Genomic DNA, 17,477 nt, shown 5'->3' with positions numbered 1-17,477 from the left:
GGAAAATCCTGCGGTGTAAATAGAGGCATATCTTACACCGTCGATGGAAATATCCTGCCGTGGATTTTGTTTCGCCCCAGGGCCACGGTTGAAAAATTTGCAACTTTCACCGGCACAATCGACTCACAGGGTGAGTCCCATCATTCTCTTGAAAGGAAGATCATCATGGCCCGCAAATCCACCGTACAAGCCGCCGAAGACCAGATCAAGGACCAGGCCTTCAGCGAGCTGCAAGCGCTGATCCAGGACTCGGAAAAACTGCTGAAGGAAAGCGCCTCGCTGGTGGGCGAGGAAGGCGAGAACCTGCGTACCCAGATCAGCCACAAGCTCAAGCAGGCGCTGGACTCCGTGAGCCATGTGCGTGACAGCACCAAGCCGGTGGTCGAGGCGACCGAAACCTACATCGGCGGGCACCCATGGCAGACCGTGGCGATTTCCGCCGGCTTCGGCCTGGTGGTCGGCCTGCTGCTGGGCCGTCGTCACTGATCGGTCGCTGTTTGAACGCGCCCTTGCCGCCCGGCAAGGGACGCGGCCCCCGAAGCACTATCTACCACCCCATCTGCCCGCCACCCGATAGCGTTTTTGCCATTCTCCGCGAAGCCTGGCCTGCCAGCGCCCCGCGATTCGTCAGTACGTACGAAGGCAAACGCCATGACCCTCGATTCATATCCCTACGAGTTCTCCGAAGCCCTGGAAGCACGCGACGCACCCAATGAGCGGGAAAGCGCGCGCAACATCACCCAGGCAGACCGACTCTGGTTGAAGAACATCCTGCTTCCCAACCAGGACGCCCGCCAGGCGCTCGAAGATCCAATGACTGTCGAAAAAATCCTGCTCAGCGCCTACGGTGTGACACTGGTGGAGCTGGTGGGGGCCTTCCTGATGAGGCCCGGCACCCGGGACTGCGCGTATCTGTATACGCCGGGATTCGGCCTGGAGCATTTCGACACACAAGCCGCCGCCCTTGAAAGCGTGCTCGAGCGCCTGAGCGACAAGACCCGGCGCGACGAACTGCTGCGCTTCGTGTTCCTCGATATCAAGAGCCGAATCCAGTTCGGCGCTGATCTGCAAGTCAAGACAGAACCCATCGAAGGCGCGGTGTTCCTCGACCGGCGTCGCTCAATCGATCTCCATGAGAGGCTCAACCTGGAGGCCTTGGGCGAGGAATTGCTCAAGCTGCCCAGCCTCGCCGCGCTGCTCGACAAAATGCTCGGCGATGAACTGGATCGACGCTTTGCCAACGTCAACCTGACGACCGTCAGGATGATCAGCTATGTGAGCGATGGCCGAAACGACAACGATGACGACAGCAAACCGAAACACCCGCCCGCCGCGACTCACTCGCTGAGCGATGCGCTGCTGGCGCACTATCGCGCCGGGGCCTGGCCCGCCGACCAGCGCCGCGCCTTCGTCGCCCCCGGCTACAACGCGGTGCCGGCGGATGTCGAGGCCTGGGAAGGGGCACTCGCGAAAATCTCCGGCAGCCTGAGGATCCGCTTGCAAAACGAGCTGGAAAGCTACTGGAACGAGAAGATGGACAACGGCTACTCACGCCGATCTTTTTTTGCCGAGGTCATGGGCACCTGCTGGCGAACCGAACTGATCAAACAGTTGCAATGGGACAGCATCGGTTCCCGAACGCAGTACTGGCTGGCCGGGCTCTATCCCCACAGGCCGGCCCGATTGCCACGGACCCAGATCAAGAGCCTCGGCTACAGAACCACCAAGCCTTCCCAGGCCGCACTCGCCAATGCGTTCCTGGTCAGCGACGGGTCCGTCAGCCCAGGCTCGCTGTTTGTCTATGCCTTCGGCCGGCTTGTCGAACTCAACGGCCAGAATGCCCTGGACAACTGGCTCCTGCATGAGCTGCGCGGCAGCCAACGCAGTGGCGAACTCTTGGAAACCCTTTCGCTGACGGAGTTCACCGATCTACAGCAATACCCCACGTTGACCACGGAACTGGACCCCCTCGCGCAGCCGCTCTTCGAAAACGGGTTGGAATCGATCATCGCCAAACAACGGGAGAACATCGAATACGTCCTGGCTCGCTACAACAGGAGCAACGGGCAACTGAATCTCCCCGCGGCCTTCGAGGCAGCCCTGGACATACGCGCGATGATCAACAGCAAACTGTTGTCGATCAATACCCGTGAGCGCTGGAGCATCCGCCTCGATCTGTCAGCGGACGCCCATGCCCAGCCGTCGACCCAGCCCCCGATCACGACGCCGGCCAGCGCCAGTGAACAGTGGCACACGCTCAACACCTTGAAATTCCGTCTCGCCAACGAACTGGCCAAACGTCCGGATCTCCTGACTTTTGCGCAAAGCTCGCTGCACGATGAGTTGCTCAACGCAAAGCGGACAGACCTGGACGCGACGAACATTTACCTCAACCAGTACGAGAGCGCCTCCGACCAGCAGCAGGCACTCCAGCCGAGCACCTCGATCAGCCTGGCCAAACATCTGCTGGAGCGCTCGGTCGGCCTGGTCCTGCCACTGACAGAGCGTATCGACAGCGGCCTGTTCAGTCGCGGCGAGGACGGTTATTGGTCAAGGATTGCCAACCTGGACATGGCCACCGCCAACGAGTTCGTCGACGCCGCGCTGGTGGATTTCCTGCCACGTTTCCTGCACCAGCATCGAGCGATCTATTCACAACTCAGCCCCCTGATCGGCAAGGCCCTGGAGCAGGGGCTGCGCCACGAAGCACGGCAACGGGTGCTGACTGGAACACTGGATGACAGCGCCCGGGAACTGCTTGAAACGGTCCTCGACAGCCCGGACAGCGCACGGCGCAAAGGCTTGCGGGGGTTTATCCCGGATGCTTTCGGTCTCACGCTGAAAACCACCGGGCAGTCGCTGCAGCCCCACACGCTGTTCAACTGTTTCCTGATCACCGAGCGTGGCGGGCTGGATCCGCTCAATTCCGGAAGAGCACTGTTCTGGACGCCGGCCGGTGGACTCGAAGCATTCGACTCATTGCACAGGGCCGAAGCCGAGCTCAACCGACGCTTGCACGCCCCGGAGCAACGTCTGTCCCTGTTGGAAAACCTGATAGCCGCCCCGCCCCCCGCGCCGCTCTCGGCGGATCATCAGCTCAATGGCATCAGCATCGGCTTCGAACGTACCCGCAACAACTTCCTGAACGACCGAATCCACTCCCTGGTCGAGAAGGCTCTGGGAGACATCGCCGTGGCGGCCTCAGCGCAACTGCCGGCCGCCGGACTGCAAGGCCACGTGCAATCCTGCCTGCTACGACACGCCTTGCTGGCGCCCCTGGAAAAAGCCCTCGCAGCGACACGGCACGCCCGCTTCCATAGCGCGCTGCCCGCCTGGCTGGCGAGTGCCCGAGCCGACGAGCAACTGACCCTGGCCGAATTATTGGACCAGCACCGACAACACATCGATGCCCCTCTCGATTACCATCACGACATCCCCGACATCCGGCACTTCGCCCGGACAAAGATCGGCAGCCTGCTGATTCGCGACTTTCCGACATCAGGCTTGAGTCCGGATGACGTGCACCTCTCGGTACGCAGCAGCACGCAGCCCCTGACGGACTACGCCCTGCGCCATTTCGACGAAATCGACGGGGCTTCGGCGACACTGATAGACGCCCACAAACTTCCGGATGATTTGACGGTTGCGCGCCTCAATGCCCTGATCAAGGAAGCGCAGATCGGCACGCATTACGCGGCACTGCTGGAGTCCCATCTGTCCCACGGCGAGAACCGGGTGCCCGAGCGCCGAGCCCTGTTCACCCCGCACCTGATCTGGCAAAGCCTCGAACATGCCCTGCGCCAGTACCTGCAACGATCGATTTGCGCCCAGGCCCACGGCTTTATCACGCATCTGCTGGGCATGCCCGACGGCGTGGCCCGACTCCCCCTCGCCGGCAGCGACATCGTCGCACGCCCACTGGAACTGCTGCGCCAGGCCCGGGCGAGCGCGGACCGGGCCCTGGGCCTGTATCTGATCGGACGCTCCGATACCCAGGGGCCCCTGCTGCTCTTCAGCCCGTATGGCGAACAACCGGTCTTTCGCGAGTACGGCAACGAATCGCTGCTCATAAGCGAACTGGGTCGTCCCGGCCCCTTGCGACAACTCGTGCTCGGCAGGCTTTCCAGTACCGTGCGCCCGCTCTACAGCGAACAGGTTTTCAGTACCCAGACCGTCAGCGCTACCTGGAACATCATCAAGGGTCATTTCCTCAACCAGTTATACAACGACATGACCGCCCTGTTGAAAGAGCAATTGGGACTACAAGGTACCCAGGGGCAGCAGTCGGCCTGGAGCACGGTGGTTCACCTGCTCGGGAATCAGTTGCACCAGGACACCCGCCTCATGCTCGGCCGCTTGCGCATGCCCTGGGTGATCTGGCAAACCCTGCCGCGCTTCAAGGACGCCATGGACAATGCCTGGCAAGGTCGCTGGGCATTGGCGATGGAAGAATTCACTGGCGCCCTGGCGCAACTGGCATTGGCCCGTAAAGCCCCGACTGCCAGCGCTCTCGTCGAATGGCCGAAACCCGCGCAGACACCCGCCCCGCCAGAAACCCCGGTCGAGTCAGCGTTTCCACGCTGGCCTGCCTGGGGAGACATGCACCTGACCCGGGAACAGCAAAACCGCCTGCTCGGCTACGAAGCCCGGGATATTGCCTTGAGCGATCTGGAGCATGACGCCGCCCTGGGCATCTATACCGACCCAAGCACAAATCGCCGTTACGCAGCCGTACGCGGACGGGTGTTCCAGGTGCGGTCCGAGGACCGGCGCTGGCGGATCGTGACCGACCAGGAACCCGGACCGTGGCTGCGAAAAGACACCCAAGGCCAGTGGGAGATGGACCTCAAGGGGCGCTTGCTGGGAGGCGGGGATGGTAATCGCCTGCTGGACCGTATCACCACCCGGCAGACCGTGAACCGTGAAGTCAAGGTACTGGCGGCGGGCATGAAATCGATCAAACACCTTTATCCGGACAAGGCCCGACAAATCAAACAGGCCCATGCATTGGCCGTCACCTACCTGAGTAACGCCAGGCAACGCTTGAAATCGCTGGCATCCGGCACTCGACTCGACAGCCAGCGACAGCTTTACCTCCAGGAACTCTTCGGCCTCAAGAGCATCAGCCGGGGCCTGAACAACAGAATCATCAGAATGCTCGACAAGCTGCTTCTGGAGCTGCTGTCCCCGGAACGCTCCCCCGATCTCTCGGACCTCTATGTAATCGGTGCCGCCCGGATACCTGAGCGCAGGTGCCCGGCCTTCGTGGTGACCTGCGACCGCACCCGTAAAATCTATTTGAATGAGCTGTTCTTCGAGCCCGAATTGAAGGTCTATGAGCCCATCCGACCCAGGACCTTCAACAGCGTGTTGCACAACATGGCGACCATCTTCCTTCATGAGTTCAGCCATATCGTCCTCAATACCGTGGACATCGCCTACCTGGATTCCTTCCGCCCCTTCCACGACCTGCTCGACAACAGCACAAGCGAGGCGCGTGAACGACTCCAGGAATTGAAGGAGTTGCAGGAAAAGGCACTCTCCGCACGCACACCCAGCGAGCACTTGTTCAGGGTTGAAGACCGGGTCACCGGCACATGGCACGATATCGAAGATGACCCGTACAAGCGGGTTCTGGAACTGACCCGCAGCCGCCATCTGCAAGACGCCCGGCGAAAATTCCAGGACGACGAAGCCCGGAGAATCGATGTCATCCTGGCCAACGCGGACTCCCTGGCGCTGCTTATCAGCTACCTGGGGCGCCCCACGGAGTTCTATCCGATTTTCACAGGGGCACCCCAGCCTGGGCAAGCGCCCACCCCCACCAGCACTATCTAATGCAGCCTGTCGGGCCGCCCCCTGTAGCGTTGATGTCCTTCAAGCGCGATGCCCCGCCCCGGCGGGCCTCGCCCCTCGTCAACACGAACGAAGGCACAGCCTATGTCCGACCATCCCCCTGTCTATTATTTGTCCCAGGCCATGGAACTGCGTGATACCCCCAGCGCGCTGGAAATATCCTTGCGGATCGGAACCACTGAGCGCAACTGGTTGCGCAACCTGTTCCTGGCCAGCCAGGATGCCCGCCAGGCACTCGATACCCCGATGTCCGTCGATAAACTCTTCATCGTCGCCCAAGGCTCTCCGGCGACCGAGCTGGCCGGAGCCTTTCTGGTCAGCGGCCCTCGGGGGCAGCGGGTGTTCCTCTGTACCCCGGGGTTCGGCCTGGAGCCCTTCGATCATCGCGAGCTGGCGCTGAAAAAACTGCTCGAACGCCTGGGCCTGCCCCCGCAGCGCGACGAACTGCTACGCTTCGTCGCACTCAGGATCAAGGCGGCCATTCGCTTCGAGCCGCCGCCCATCCTGGTCTCGGAACCGATCCGGGGTGTCGTACTGGTCGATCGACGCCAGTCCATCGAAACCTGCCTCGACTACAGCCTGAAGAATCTGCATGACGAATTGCTCAGGTTGCCGACACTCAAGTCCCTGCTCAACCGACTGTTCGAGAACCATCTGGGCCGGCACTTCCCCCACGTCAACCTGACGGCCCTGAGGGTGATCAGCTACGCCACCCCCCTCTCCGGCGACGGCACGGCGACGCTCCCCCTCCAACAGCTCTCCACACGACAGCTCAGCGAAACCTTGCTGGAACACTACAACCGGGGTGTCTGGCCCGAAGGGCAAAGCCGCGAATTCGTCGCCCCCGGCTACTCCTCCTCGGCGACGGATACCGTCGTTTGGGAAGCAGCACTGGCGAGTCTCTCCGGCCAGTTGTACAGCCATCTGGAAAGCACACTGCGAGACTTCTGGAAAGAGCCCCTCGACAACGGGCAACCACGCCAGGAACTGTTTATCGATGCCATGGGTACGCGCTTTCGGGCCGAGCTGCTCCAGCAGGAACAGGACTGGAATACCCTCAGTCCCGAGGACTACTACCCGCTGTGCGGGTTCTACCCCCTGGAGGCTTCAAGACTGCACGAACTGACGCCCTACACCCTGAGCGTGAAAACCAGCCGGCTCACCGGCGCATTGGCCAATGCCTTTGTCGTACGCAGCGACCGCCAGCAACACCCGGCTTTTTTCTGTTATGCCGCCGGTCGACTGTTGGCCTTCGAAAGCGAGAGTTCACTGCTGGCCTCGGTCAAGCCCCTGCTTCAAGACCCGGACCACGGCAATGACCTGCGTCATGGCCTGTCACTGCGCGAACGCGCCGACCTGAAAGATTCGCAGCCCCTCGATATCGCACTGACAGTGGGCAACCCGGAGGTCTTCGAGGCGCTGTTCAATAGCGTCGTCGCCAAACAACTGGATAACGTGGCGTATGTGCTCGCACGCTATCGCAGCAGCAACGGCGCGCTGGCCCTCGCCGCGGCGTTCGAACGGGCACTGGATGTCCGCGCCTTGATCGACCCGCGATTGGTTGCGCTCGCCCCCCTGGGTCGATGGAGCCATCGCCTGGATCTCTCTCCCAGCGAGAGGTTCGTCACACCGGGCTCGCGACGGGTATTGACGCCCGTGCTGGACACCGTCAGATACCAGCTGAAAACCCTGAGCGAACTCAAGGAGAGTATCGCCGAAGTCCTGAAAAAGCGTCCGTCCCTCAAGGACTTCATCCAAAGCGAGCTGTCCAGGGAACTGAACCTCGTCCATCGAGGTAACCTGTCACCCGGCAATCTCTACATCAATCAGTATACGTCCGCCCTTCCGACCCTCGGCGATACGACGCTGCTGCCGAGTAGCTCACAAAGCCTGGTGGAACACTTTCTCGAACGTCTGACCCAGCACTCCGGCGCGCTGGTAAAGACCGCCCACAGCGGACTGTTCAGCAAGGATAGCGAGGGTCACTGGGCACGGGTTTCCGACCTGGACATCACGCGGCTCAACACGATCGTCGAGAAGGTCCTGCCGGATTTTCTCGGGCACTATCTGCGCCAGCAGCGCTCGGTGTACAGCGAGCTGTCCGAACGCTTGAGCGAGGCCGTCACCAGTGGGTTGCGCCGCGAAGCGCAGTTCAAGGCGCTGCAGAATACCTTGAGAGAAACCGACCTGGAGGTGCTCGACAACCTGCTCGACAGCCATCGACGGGACCAGCGTCCGGGCTTGCGCGGCTTCATTCCGGATGCCTTCGAGCTGACGCTCAAGACTGACGGGGCGGCCGCGCCGATCAAACTGCGCAACTGCTACCTGCTGACCGAACGCGGCGGCCTGGACAACGAGCATTCCGGGGCGGTGCAGCTATGGACCCCGGTTCAGGGGGCAGAAACCTTTCACTCCTTTCACGCCGCCGAAGTCGAACTGCAACGGCGCCTGCATGACCCCGTGGAACGTCTGTCCCTGCTGGAGAATATCGCCCGCAGCGAACAACCGGCCCATTTGCCCCTGCCCCAGAACCACCACACCAATCACCGGGCTTATCCGGCCCTGGGCTTTGAACTCATTCACAACGGTTTCCGCGGCAATCGACAAAACTCGCTGGTGGACAAGGTGATGGGCGATCTCGCGCATGCCGTGGCATCCCCTTACTCGGGCGAGCACTTTCACCAGCACCTGCAGTCCTGCCTTGATGCCCACTCGACGGTTCCGACTCTTGAGAAGGCCATCCAGGCCGCGCAGAACGCCACCCTGCACCTGGCGCTGCCAACCTGGTTGGCGGACGCCAGCGACAGCCGGCAGTTCGCCCTGGCGAGCCTGCTCGACCGCTATCGCCAGGATGCCGCGACGACGGGGGACTACCACCAGGACATTCCCGATATCCGCGACAATGCCAGGACCAAGGTCATGAGCCTGCTGTCCCGGGACTTTCCGGCGGCCCGCCTCGACCCCGACAAGATCAACGTCTCGCTGACGCTACGCAATGCGACCGAGATCATCCGTGAATCGCTGACCGACTTCGCCCTGCGGCACTTCGACCACATCGACCAAAGCTCGATCGTCGCCAGCACTCCGACGGGCTGGCTGCCCGAGGGCCTGACCGGCGACCGCCTCAAGAGCCTGGTGAAAGAGGCCGCCGTGGGCAGCCACTATGCAAACCTGCTCGACTCCTATCTGTCGGCCAGCGAAAGTGGCAGCGCACAACGCCAGCGCGCTTTTCAAAAACACTTTTTCTGGCAAAGCCTGCTGCACGCCTTCACCCAGGTCATCGGCAACAGCCTGTCCGCCACCGCCCACGGCTACATCAAGCACCTGCTGGCGATGCCGGACGGTCTTGCCAGGAAACCCCTGAACGGACAGAGCATCGACGTTCGCCCGCTGGAATTGATCAGCGGCGCCCAGGCGAAAGCCGACCCCGTGCCCGGTTTCTATCTGATCGGTCCCAAATCCGCCGAACGCGGCCCGCGAATTCTGCTCAGCCCACAGGGGCCGCTGCCGATTTTCCAGGAATACACCGATGAAGCCGCCTTGCTGACCGACCTCAAGGACTCGGACAGCCTGCAACAGCGAGTCCTTGAAAGACTGGCCCATGAGCGGCGCGCCCATTACGCACAACAGGTGTTCGGCGCACAGCTTAGGCCCCTGGGGATCAGCGACAATCCGCTGCGCGGCAATTTCTTCCAGCGGCTCTATCAGGACACCACCGCGCTACTCAAGAACATGCTCGGCAGGCAGAACGTACAAGACCAGCACTCGGCCTGGAGCAATGTCCTGTCCTGGCTCAAGGCGGGGCTTTACCAGGGCGCGATGTTCATGCTCGGGCGGTTGCGCTTGCCACTGCTTATCTGGCAAACCCTCCCGCAGCTCAAGGATGCGACGCAAAAGGCCTGGCAGGGCCGCTGGGGCGAGGCGATCGAGGAGTTCGTCATCGGCCTGGCGCAACTGGCAGTGGCACGCCGCGGCTGGAGCCGATCGAGCCTGACCGGCCCCATGCCAACAGAAACCGAAGCGCTCATCGAATCGCCCTTTGCCGACCCGGCCTGGGGCGACGCCCGCCTGACGCCCGGACAAAAGGCCGCGATCCTCGGCCATGAAGCCCATGAGGTTGCCTTGGCGGACATGACCCCGGATCTGGCCACCGGCCTGTATCGGGATACCGCGACCGGCAAGACCTTCGCGGCGGTCGGCGGAAAAGTCTTTCAGGTCCAGGAAGACAATCGGCGCTGGCGCATCGTCAAGGAACAGGCTCGGGGCCCCTGGTTGCAACAGAACCCGTACAAACAGTGGTCATTCAACCTGCAAGAACACTGTCTGGAAGGGCTGTCGCAATGAAACTATTCGACTCTTGCCTGAACCGAAGAGCGATCCGCGAGGAAATGCGCGTGCAGGCGATCGGGATTGACAGCATTCGCCGGCTCTATCCCAACCGGGCACGTATGATCCGCCATGCCCATGAACAAGCAGTGGCCTATCTGGCAGATACCCAAAAAAACATGGACAGGCTTTTTTCCGAGGCGCCCCTGGATCGGAAACGCCGTCAGTTCGTGGAAAAATTCTTCGATATCGCTTCAGTGAGTGAAAGCACGATCCAGAAAATCAAATTCCGCGCGGACATGCTGCTCGGGGAACTGCTCAAGCCATCGCTCAACCCCGAGACCTCGTCACGCTATATCGTGGGCTCGGCCCTGCACCCGGAGCACGGTATCCAGGCATTCACCTTGCCCAAGGACGCGACCAGGAGAATCTATTTCACCGAGCGTTTCTTCGATCCCGGCTTCGAACCCTACCTGCCCCTGCGCTCCAGGGCCTTCGACATGCTGGGTCACAACATGGCCACGGTCCTGTTGCATGAAACCAGCCATCTGGTGCTCGACACGATCGACCTCGCCTATCTGGAGTCGAGCCGGCCCTTCGTCGATCTGCTGGATACCCGATCGCTGCTGGGAAGGCTTCGTCATGACGACCTGGAACACATCCAGCAGCATGCGTTCTCCAACCGCACTCCCTCCAACGAATTATTCAGGGAGCGCGACGATTACGACCTGCACTGGTACGACGTGGTGGGCAAACCTTTCCAGCGGGTGTTGCAACTCACCGGGACGCAAAACCTGGATGAGGCCCGCAGAGTGTTCTTCTCGGACGAGAACAAAAGAATGGATGTCATGCTGAACAACGCCGACTCACTGGCATTGTTGCTCGCTCACCTGGGCAGACCGCCCGAGTACCATCCTCAGTACTAGACGGGGGTCCACCCCGCACCTGGAATGTTCCCATCCCAGGCGCAACGCTTACTGCTCGGCCAGTGCACGCAACTGTTGCAGATCGTGCTCGGCCAGGACGATCCCGTCGCGTAGCGACTCGGCCCGCTGCTGGTGACGCCGATCTCCCGGCAACCGCTGCTGGCCGACCCCCTGCATCTGGCTGACCAGCGTCCGGGCGCGCTCGGCGAAGTCCTGCCCCGCCGATTTGGCCGGGTCGATGACAATGATCAACTGCCCGGTCCAGGGAGTCTTGGCGCCGGGATGTTTCGACCAGTCGAACTCGAAGGAAAAATTGCCGCCGGTCAGGGCCGCCGCCAGCAGCTCGACCATCATCGACAACGCCGAACCCTTGTGGCCGCCGAACGGCAGCAGCGCGCCGCCGTCGAGGATCGCCTTGGGGTCGCAGGTCGGCTGACCGTCGCGGTCCACGCCCATGCCGGGCGGCAGGCTGCGGCCCTCGCGGGCGGCAATCTGCACATCGCCATGGGCCATGGCGCTGGTGGCGAGGTCAAAGACGATCGGATCGCCACCGGCCCGCGGCGCGGCGAAGGCGATCGGGTTGGTCCCGAACAGCGGGCGCTCGGCGCCATGGGGCACCACGCAGGTCATGCTGTTGACCACGCTCAGGGCCACCAGCCCCTCGTAGGCAAAGGGCTCGACATCCGGCCAGAGCGCGGCGAAGTGATGGGAATTGCGGATCGCCAGCACAGCGATCCCGGCACTGCGGGCCTTCTCCAGCAACAACCCGCGGGCGGCGGCCAGGGCTGGCTGGGCGAAACCATTGGCGGCATCGACCCGGACAAAGCCGGAGGCGACATCTTCAACCCGGGGAATGGCTTTGCCATCCACCCAGCCGCTGGCGAGGGTGGAGACATACCCGGGAATCCGGAAGATACCGTGACTGTGGGCGCCATCGCGCTCGGCGCTGGCGCAGTTCTCGGCCAGGACCCGGGCGACTTCCGCCGAGGTGCCATGGCGCTGAAAGACCTGGGCGAGCAATGCCACCAGATCGCTGTAGGAAATCGTTTGAGTAGCCGTCTCGCTGGGTACAGACATCCGAAGCTCCGATTCCGATTTATTTATTATTGGATCGATGAGAGAAAAGCAGTGCTTGGGCAGGCGTCCAGACTATCCGGCGACAGGGGACTCCTTGTCAAACAGGGCATCGAAGCGGCTGGCCAACTGCTGCTCGGCGAACTGCTCGCGGATGAAGTCGACAAAGGCCCGGGTCTTGCCCGGAAGCAATTTGTGTTCGGCGTAGTAGATCGAGATATGGCCGTCGTCGACGTACCAGTCGGGCAGCACCCGCTGCAAGGTCCCGGCCTGCAACCAGGGCACCGCGAACGGCATGCTCACCAGCGCCACGCCCAGGCCCTGGGCCGCCACGGCACAGGCGGCTTCCGAATCGCTCATGGTCATGCGCGGGCTCAGGTTCAGCGGTTGATGCTCGCCGTTGCGCGCGGTCAATTGCCAGGAACGCACCCGCCCGGTCTGCGGCGAACGGATCAGGATGCCGTCGCAGCCGCGCAGATCCTCGGGGGTGCTGACCCCAGGCTGGCGTGCCAGGTAATCCGCCGACGCCACCAGCACCCGATGGGCCACCGTCAGCTTTCGCGCCACCACCCCCTGGGGCAGTTCGAAACCGCCACCGATGGCCGCGTCGAAACCCTGGCCGATCAGATCCACCTGGCGGTTATCAAAATGCCAGTCCGGGCGGATATCCGGAAAACGCCGCAGGAACTCGCCGAGCAGCGGCACCACATAAAGACGCCCGAACACCGTGCCGACGCTGACCTTGAGGGTACCGGCCGGACGGCCTTCGGCACTGGCCAGATTGGCGACGGCATTCTGGATCGTCTGCAGGCTGGCACTGACCTCACCGAGGAACACTTGGCCGGCTTCGGTCAGGCTCAGGCTGCGGGTGCTGCGCTGGAACAGCCGTACCCCCAGCCGCGCCTCCAGCTTGGCGACACTTTTACCAACCGCCGCCGGAGTCAGGCTCAGGCGCCGCGCCGCCTCGGCAAAGCTGCCGACTTCGGCGCTGCGGACAAAACATTCGAGGCTGCTGAAGGTTTCCATGCTCACCACTATAAACTTTTAGTTTACACAGACTGTAGCAATTACCGTCTACACAGTCAGCAATCCGAGGTCGATACTCGGCTCCAACAACAAGGCCACCTCCCCACCCTTCCACGGCCTTGAACTTTGGAGAACGACATGACCGAACACAATCTGACTGGCAAAGTAGCTTTGATCCAAGGTGGCTCGCGCGGCATCGGTGCCGCCATCGTCAAGCGCCTGGCGGCCCAGGGCGCAACAGTAGCCTTCACCTACGTCAGTTCCGACGCCAAGGCCAGGGAATTGCAGGACAGCGTGATCGCCGACGGCGGCAAGGCCCTGGCGATCAAGGCCGACAGTGCCGATGCCGTCGCCATTCGCCATGCGGTCAGCAGCACCGTCGAAGCCTTTGGCCGAATCGACATCCTGGTCAACAATGCCGGCGTGCTGGCCATGGGACCACTTGACGAGTTCAAGCTGGAAGATTTCGACCGGACCCTGGCAGTCAACGTGCGCAGTGTCTTTATTGCCACCCAGGAAGCCGCCCGGCATATGGGCGAAGGCGGTCGGGTGATCAATATCGGCAGCACCAACGCCGAACGCATGCCGTTCGCCGGCGGCGCCGCGTACGCCATGAGCAAGTCCGCGCTGGTGGGCCTGACCAAGGGCCTGGCACGGGATCTCGGGCCACGGGGCATCACCGTCAACAATGTGCAGCCCGGCCCGGTGGACACCGATATGAACCCGGCCGACAGTGATTTCGCCGGCAGCCTGATCAGCCTCATGGCCGGTGGCCGTTATGGCCGGGTCGAGGAGATCGCCAGCTTCGTCGCCTATCTGGCAGGGCCGGAAGCCGGCTATATCACCGGGGCCAGCCTGACCATCGATGGCGGGTTCAGCGCGTAACACGCGGTTGCAGTGCCAACGCCTGCTCCAGCAACAGCAGAAATGCTGCGGCCGCAGGCGTCGGCGTATGCGACCACACCGCGTACAGGTACCGCGACGGCGCGTCGGACACCGGCAGCGTCACCACCCCTTCGAAGCCCTCGGCGATTTTCTTCGGCACCAGGCCCAACGCCAACCCCCGGCGTACGAACTCCCCCACCAGCATCACATTGCCCGCCTCGAACTGCACCCGATGGCGCAAGCCCGCCGCGGCAAAGGCCTCATCGGTCTGCCGGCGCCCCGCCGTGCCGGCCTGGAAATCCACCAGCGGCTGGTTCTCCAACTCCGCCAGCGGCAGACGCTCGAAGCGGGTCAGCGGATGCCCCAGCGGCAGCACCGCCACCAACTCCTCCTCCGCCAGCAGCCGCTGCGCCAGGCCCTCGATCTTTTCCCCCGGCCATAAACCGACAAACGCCAGGTCCAGCCGCCGTTCGCGCACATCGAGCATCAGCGACTCGCTCTTGCTCATATTCAGGTGGATATCCACCTGTGGATAAAGTCCGTGGAAACGCGCGAGCAAGCCCACCAGGTCGACTTCGGTCAGGGACGAAATCTTTCCGATGGACAGGCTGCCGCGCACTTCCCCTGAAGCCGCCGCCACTTCGGCGACAATCCGCCGGGTCGCCTCCAGCGCCGGTCGGGCGCTGCGGACAAAGGCCTCGCCGGCCGCGGTCAGGCGCACCTTGCGCGAACTGCGCTCGAACAGCGCCGCGCCCAGATCCTCTTCCAGACGGGCGATCTGATGACTGAGGGCCGACTGCACCACATGGCAGCGCTCGGCCGCACGGGTGAAGCTGCCCTCATCCGCCACCGCCAGGGCGTACTCGATCTGCTTGAGGTTCATCGGCTGTATCTCGTTTCAAGATGGATAGAATGAAAACAATGCATTGGTGTCATGCTAGGACATTCCAGATAATTCGTGCATCGAATTCCCATAACGAGACAGCCAATGTCCGACACCAACGCTGTACACAAACCTTTGAGTTCTGCCCTGATCCTGCTGATGTCGATTGCCACCGGCCTCGCGGTTGCCAGTAACTACTACGCCCAGCCGCTGCTGCACACCATCGCCCAGCACCTGGGCCTGAGCACCGGTACCGCCGGCACCATCGTCATCACCGCCCAACTGAGTTACGGCGCCGGGCTGTTGCTGCTGGTGCCGCTGGGGGACCTGTTCGAACAACGCCGGCTGATTTTCATCATGACCCTGCTCAGTGCCCTCGGCCTGTTGATCAGCGCGTTCTCGCCAAGCCTGCCCTGGCTGCTGTTCGGCACCGCGCTGGCCGGCCTGTTCTCGGTGGTGGCCCAGGTGCTGGTGCCGATGGCCGCCAGCCTGACCGCGCCGGAACAGCGCGGGCGGGTGGTCGGCACGCTGATGAGCGGCTTGTTGCTGGGCATTCTCCTGGCGCGCACGGCGGCGGGCCTGCTGTCCGACATTGGCGACTGGCGCAGCATCTACCTGCTGGCGGCCGGCCTGATGTTTATCTGTGCCTTCGCCCTGCTGCGTGCCCTGCCGGAAAACCACCAGCATGCGGGACTGAGTTACCCGGCCTTGCTCGGCTCTGTGTTTCGCCTGTTCGTCGAGGAGCCGGTGCTGCGGCTGCGCGCCGTCATGGGCCTGCTGACCTTCTGCCTGTTCGCGTTGTTCTGGACGCCCCTGGCCTTCCTGCTGGCGAGCCCGCCCTATGGCTATTCGGATGGGGTGATCGGCCTGTTCGGCCTGGCCGGTGCCGTCGGTGCCATGGCGGCGAACCTCGGCGGGCGCATGGCCGATCGGGGCAAGGGCGAGTTCGCCACCACCCTGGGCCTGCTGGCGTTGCTGTTGTCATGGCTGCCGCTGGGCTTTGCCGGACATTCACTGGCGGCGCTGCTGATCGGCGTGCTGGTGCTGGACTTTGCCGTGCAGCTGATTCACGTCAGCAACCAGAACGCCGTGTTCAAGATCCGCCCCCAAGCGCGCAACCGTCTGAATGCCGGTTATATCACCTGCTATTTCATCGGCGGCGCGCTGGGCTCGCTGCTCGGGGCGCAGTTGTACGGACCCTATGGCTGGAACGGCATCGTCACCGCCGGCGGCTTGATTTCCGCCCTGGCGCTGGGCATCTGGGTGGTGATGCAGCGCCGCAGCGGACTGTCGGTGTCCGCTGCCTGAAAGACCACGCCGTCAGACAAGGTCCCAGTCAATCGTCGGTAGCCCGACCGGCGCCAGCGGGAAATGCTTGAGCGACTGCACGATCCGATCCGCATGGTGGTATTTCTCCGCCGCCATCGCCGGATCGGGCACCGCCACCGCATACATGCCCGCCGCCTTGGCCGCCGTCACGCCAAACGGCGAGTCCTCGAACACCAGGCAGTCCTCGGCCGCCACTCCCAGGCGCTTGGCCGCCAGCAGGAAAATATCCGGCGCCGGCTTGGCTTCGCCGACTTCGGGGTCGTCGGCGGTGACAATGGTATCGAACAGCGCAAACCATTCCCGGTGCAGGGTGGTCTTCAACTCGAACGAGCCCCGCGAAGAACTGGTGCCCACCGCAATCGGAATCCCGTGGGCCGACAGATGCCGCACCAGCGCCTCGGCGCCGGACATGGAACCGGCCTTGGGGAAACGCTCGCGCATCAGCGGCTCGCGCACCTCCAGGAACTCCTGGGGGCTGATCGGCAACTCCATCGCCTCGACCACGTAACGGGCCAGGTCGCCGGCACCACGACCGATGATGTGCTGTTTGTGATCCCAGCCGAAGGTCCGGCCGTAGCGACCGACGATAAGCTGCGTCACTTCGGAATAGATGCCCTCGGTGTCGAGCAGCAAACCGTCCATATCGAAAATCACGGCCTTTACCGGGCCCGGGGTAGAGAGTGCTGCGGTCATCGCATCCGCCGTATACAGGGTTGAAAGCCTGCTAGCGTCGCAGAGCCGGGCGATTCTTTCCATCCGAGAGTGAAGCCGCTAGCATGGCCGCAGTATTTTCCAGGCCCACGGGCCCGCCGACGGCTTGCCGCCCGGCCATCCGACAGAGACGCCAGCATGATTGCCAAAGAATCCAGAACCGAGGTCGCCCTTGCCAGGTTCCTCGACGCCCACCCGCACCTGCGCGAAGAAACCCGCGACCTGAGCCCGAAGGAACAGCAGCAACAGTTCCAGTGGGCCTTCGAGGACGAAGCCGAAAACCAGGGGCTCGAACCCTGGGAACTGACCTTGCAACTGGTGGCTGAAACCCCTGAGGAGCTCAAGGCCATGCGCCTGGAAGTCCACCGCGAAGTGGCCGAGGCCCTGGGCATGGATTGGGACGAGTATTGCTCGTTCAACGAGATCAGCGAAGACTGAGTGGTTGCAAACGGGGACCGTTC

General features: G+C 62.8%; 11 protein-coding genes. 7 read left to right on the top strand and 4 right to left on the bottom strand.

Going from position 1 to position 17,477, the window contains the following annotated elements; translation table 11 throughout:
* Positions 1-165: 165 nt before the first annotated feature.
* The 4 genes from M5C71_RS08675 (at position 166) to M5C71_RS08660 (ending at position 11,108) form a co-directional block, all read left to right on the top strand.
* Positions 166-486 (top strand): DUF883 family protein, encoded by a 321-nt coding sequence (locus M5C71_RS08675; RefSeq protein WP_177101587.1) that lies wholly within the window; start codon positions 166-168, stop codon positions 484-486.
* A gap of 165 nt (positions 487-651) precedes the next feature.
* Complete coding sequence (locus M5C71_RS08670; protein WP_248767636.1) at positions 652-5,838, top strand: hypothetical protein; 5,187 nt, start codon at positions 652-654, stop codon at positions 5,836-5,838.
* A gap of 102 nt (positions 5,839-5,940) precedes the next feature.
* The gene (locus tag M5C71_RS08665; protein ID WP_248767635.1) at positions 5,941-10,200 is read left to right on the top strand and encodes a DUF6543 domain-containing protein; all 4,260 of its coding nucleotides are present in this window, start codon (positions 5,941-5,943) and stop codon (positions 10,198-10,200) included.
* 44 nt (positions 10,201-10,244) lie between these two features.
* On the top strand, positions 10,245-11,108 hold the full coding sequence (locus M5C71_RS08660; protein WP_218171321.1) for a hypothetical protein: 864 nt from the start codon (positions 10,245-10,247) through the stop codon (positions 11,106-11,108).
* 48 nt (positions 11,109-11,156) lie between these two features.
* Here M5C71_RS08660 and M5C71_RS08655 read toward each other — a convergent pair whose 3' ends face one another.
* Positions 11,157-12,185 (bottom strand): Ldh family oxidoreductase, encoded by a 1,029-nt coding sequence (locus M5C71_RS08655; RefSeq protein WP_248767634.1) that lies wholly within the window; start codon positions 12,183-12,185, stop codon positions 11,157-11,159.
* Positions 12,186-12,257: 72 nt separating this feature from the next.
* Positions 12,258-13,208 carry a LysR family transcriptional regulator gene (locus tag M5C71_RS08650; protein WP_103497320.1) on the bottom strand — a complete coding sequence of 317 codons (951 nt, stop codon included), beginning with the start codon at positions 13,206-13,208 and terminating at the stop codon, positions 12,258-12,260.
* Positions 13,209-13,346: 138 nt separating this feature from the next.
* Between M5C71_RS08650 and M5C71_RS08645 the strand changes: the two genes are divergently transcribed.
* Positions 13,347-14,093 carry a 3-oxoacyl-ACP reductase family protein gene (locus M5C71_RS08645; protein ID WP_103497321.1) on the top strand — a complete coding sequence of 249 codons (747 nt, stop codon included), beginning with the start codon at positions 13,347-13,349 and terminating at the stop codon, positions 14,091-14,093.
* On the opposite strand, the gene M5C71_RS08640 is transcribed toward M5C71_RS08645, so the two are convergent.
* Positions 14,083-14,976, bottom strand: a complete 894-nt coding sequence (locus M5C71_RS08640) for a LysR family transcriptional regulator (protein WP_152737054.1) — start codon at positions 14,974-14,976, stop codon at positions 14,083-14,085. The two genes, M5C71_RS08645 and M5C71_RS08640, sit on opposite strands and share 11 nt — an antisense overlap.
* A gap of 105 nt (positions 14,977-15,081) precedes the next feature.
* Here M5C71_RS08640 and M5C71_RS08635 point away from each other — a divergent pair, with 105 nt between their 5' ends.
* Complete coding sequence (locus tag M5C71_RS08635) at positions 15,082-16,284, top strand: MFS transporter (protein ID WP_248767633.1); 1,203 nt, start codon at positions 15,082-15,084, stop codon at positions 16,282-16,284.
* 12 nt (positions 16,285-16,296) lie between these two features.
* On the opposite strand, the gene M5C71_RS08630 is transcribed toward M5C71_RS08635, so the two are convergent.
* Positions 16,297-16,998 carry an HAD-IA family hydrolase gene (locus M5C71_RS08630; protein WP_103497324.1) on the bottom strand — a complete coding sequence of 234 codons (702 nt, stop codon included), beginning with the start codon at positions 16,996-16,998 and terminating at the stop codon, positions 16,297-16,299.
* 156 nt (positions 16,999-17,154) lie between these two features.
* On the opposite strand from M5C71_RS08630, the gene M5C71_RS08625 reads away from it, so the two are divergent.
* On the top strand, positions 17,155-17,454 hold the full coding sequence (locus M5C71_RS08625; protein WP_103497325.1) for a DUF6388 family protein: 300 nt from the start codon (positions 17,155-17,157) through the stop codon (positions 17,452-17,454).
* Positions 17,455-17,477 lie beyond the last annotated feature (23 nt).

This window comes from Pseudomonas sp. MWU12-2345 (assembly GCF_023242385.1).
GTDB classification, from domain to species: domain Bacteria; phylum Pseudomonadota; class Gammaproteobacteria; order Pseudomonadales; family Pseudomonadaceae; genus Aquipseudomonas; species Aquipseudomonas gingeri_D.
Note: the sequence above shows the minus strand (reverse complement) of the source record. Positions and strands in the feature narration are given on the sequence as shown.

What these genes read in the sequence shown, in the direction of transcription:
- M5C71_RS08675 (WP_177101587.1), top strand. Translation starts at nt 166, where the DNA reads ATGGCCCGCAAATCCACCGTACAAGCCGCCGAAGACCAGATCAAGGAC.
- M5C71_RS08670 (WP_248767636.1), top strand. Translation starts at nt 652, where the DNA reads ATGACCCTCGATTCATATCCCTACGAGTTCTCCGAAGCCCTGGAAGCA.
- M5C71_RS08665 (WP_248767635.1), top strand. Translation starts at nt 5,941, where the DNA reads ATGTCCGACCATCCCCCTGTCTATTATTTGTCCCAGGCCATGGAACTG.
- M5C71_RS08660 (WP_218171321.1), top strand. Translation starts at nt 10,245, where the DNA reads ATGCGCGTGCAGGCGATCGGGATTGACAGCATTCGCCGGCTCTATCCC.
- M5C71_RS08655 (WP_248767634.1), bottom strand. Translation starts at nt 12,185, where the DNA reads ATGTCTGTACCCAGCGAGACGGCTACTCAAACGATTTCCTACAGCGAT.
- M5C71_RS08650 (WP_103497320.1), bottom strand. Translation starts at nt 13,208, where the DNA reads ATGGAAACCTTCAGCAGCCTCGAATGTTTTGTCCGCAGCGCCGAAGTC.
- M5C71_RS08645 (WP_103497321.1), top strand. Translation starts at nt 13,347, where the DNA reads ATGACCGAACACAATCTGACTGGCAAAGTAGCTTTGATCCAAGGTGGC.
- M5C71_RS08640 (WP_152737054.1), bottom strand. Translation starts at nt 14,976, where the DNA reads ATGAACCTCAAGCAGATCGAGTACGCCCTGGCGGTGGCGGATGAGGGC.
- M5C71_RS08635 (WP_248767633.1), top strand. Translation starts at nt 15,082, where the DNA reads ATGTCCGACACCAACGCTGTACACAAACCTTTGAGTTCTGCCCTGATC.
- M5C71_RS08630 (WP_103497324.1), bottom strand. Translation starts at nt 16,998, where the DNA reads ATGACCGCAGCACTCTCTACCCCGGGCCCGGTAAAGGCCGTGATTTTC.
- M5C71_RS08625 (WP_103497325.1), top strand. Translation starts at nt 17,155, where the DNA reads ATGATTGCCAAAGAATCCAGAACCGAGGTCGCCCTTGCCAGGTTCCTC.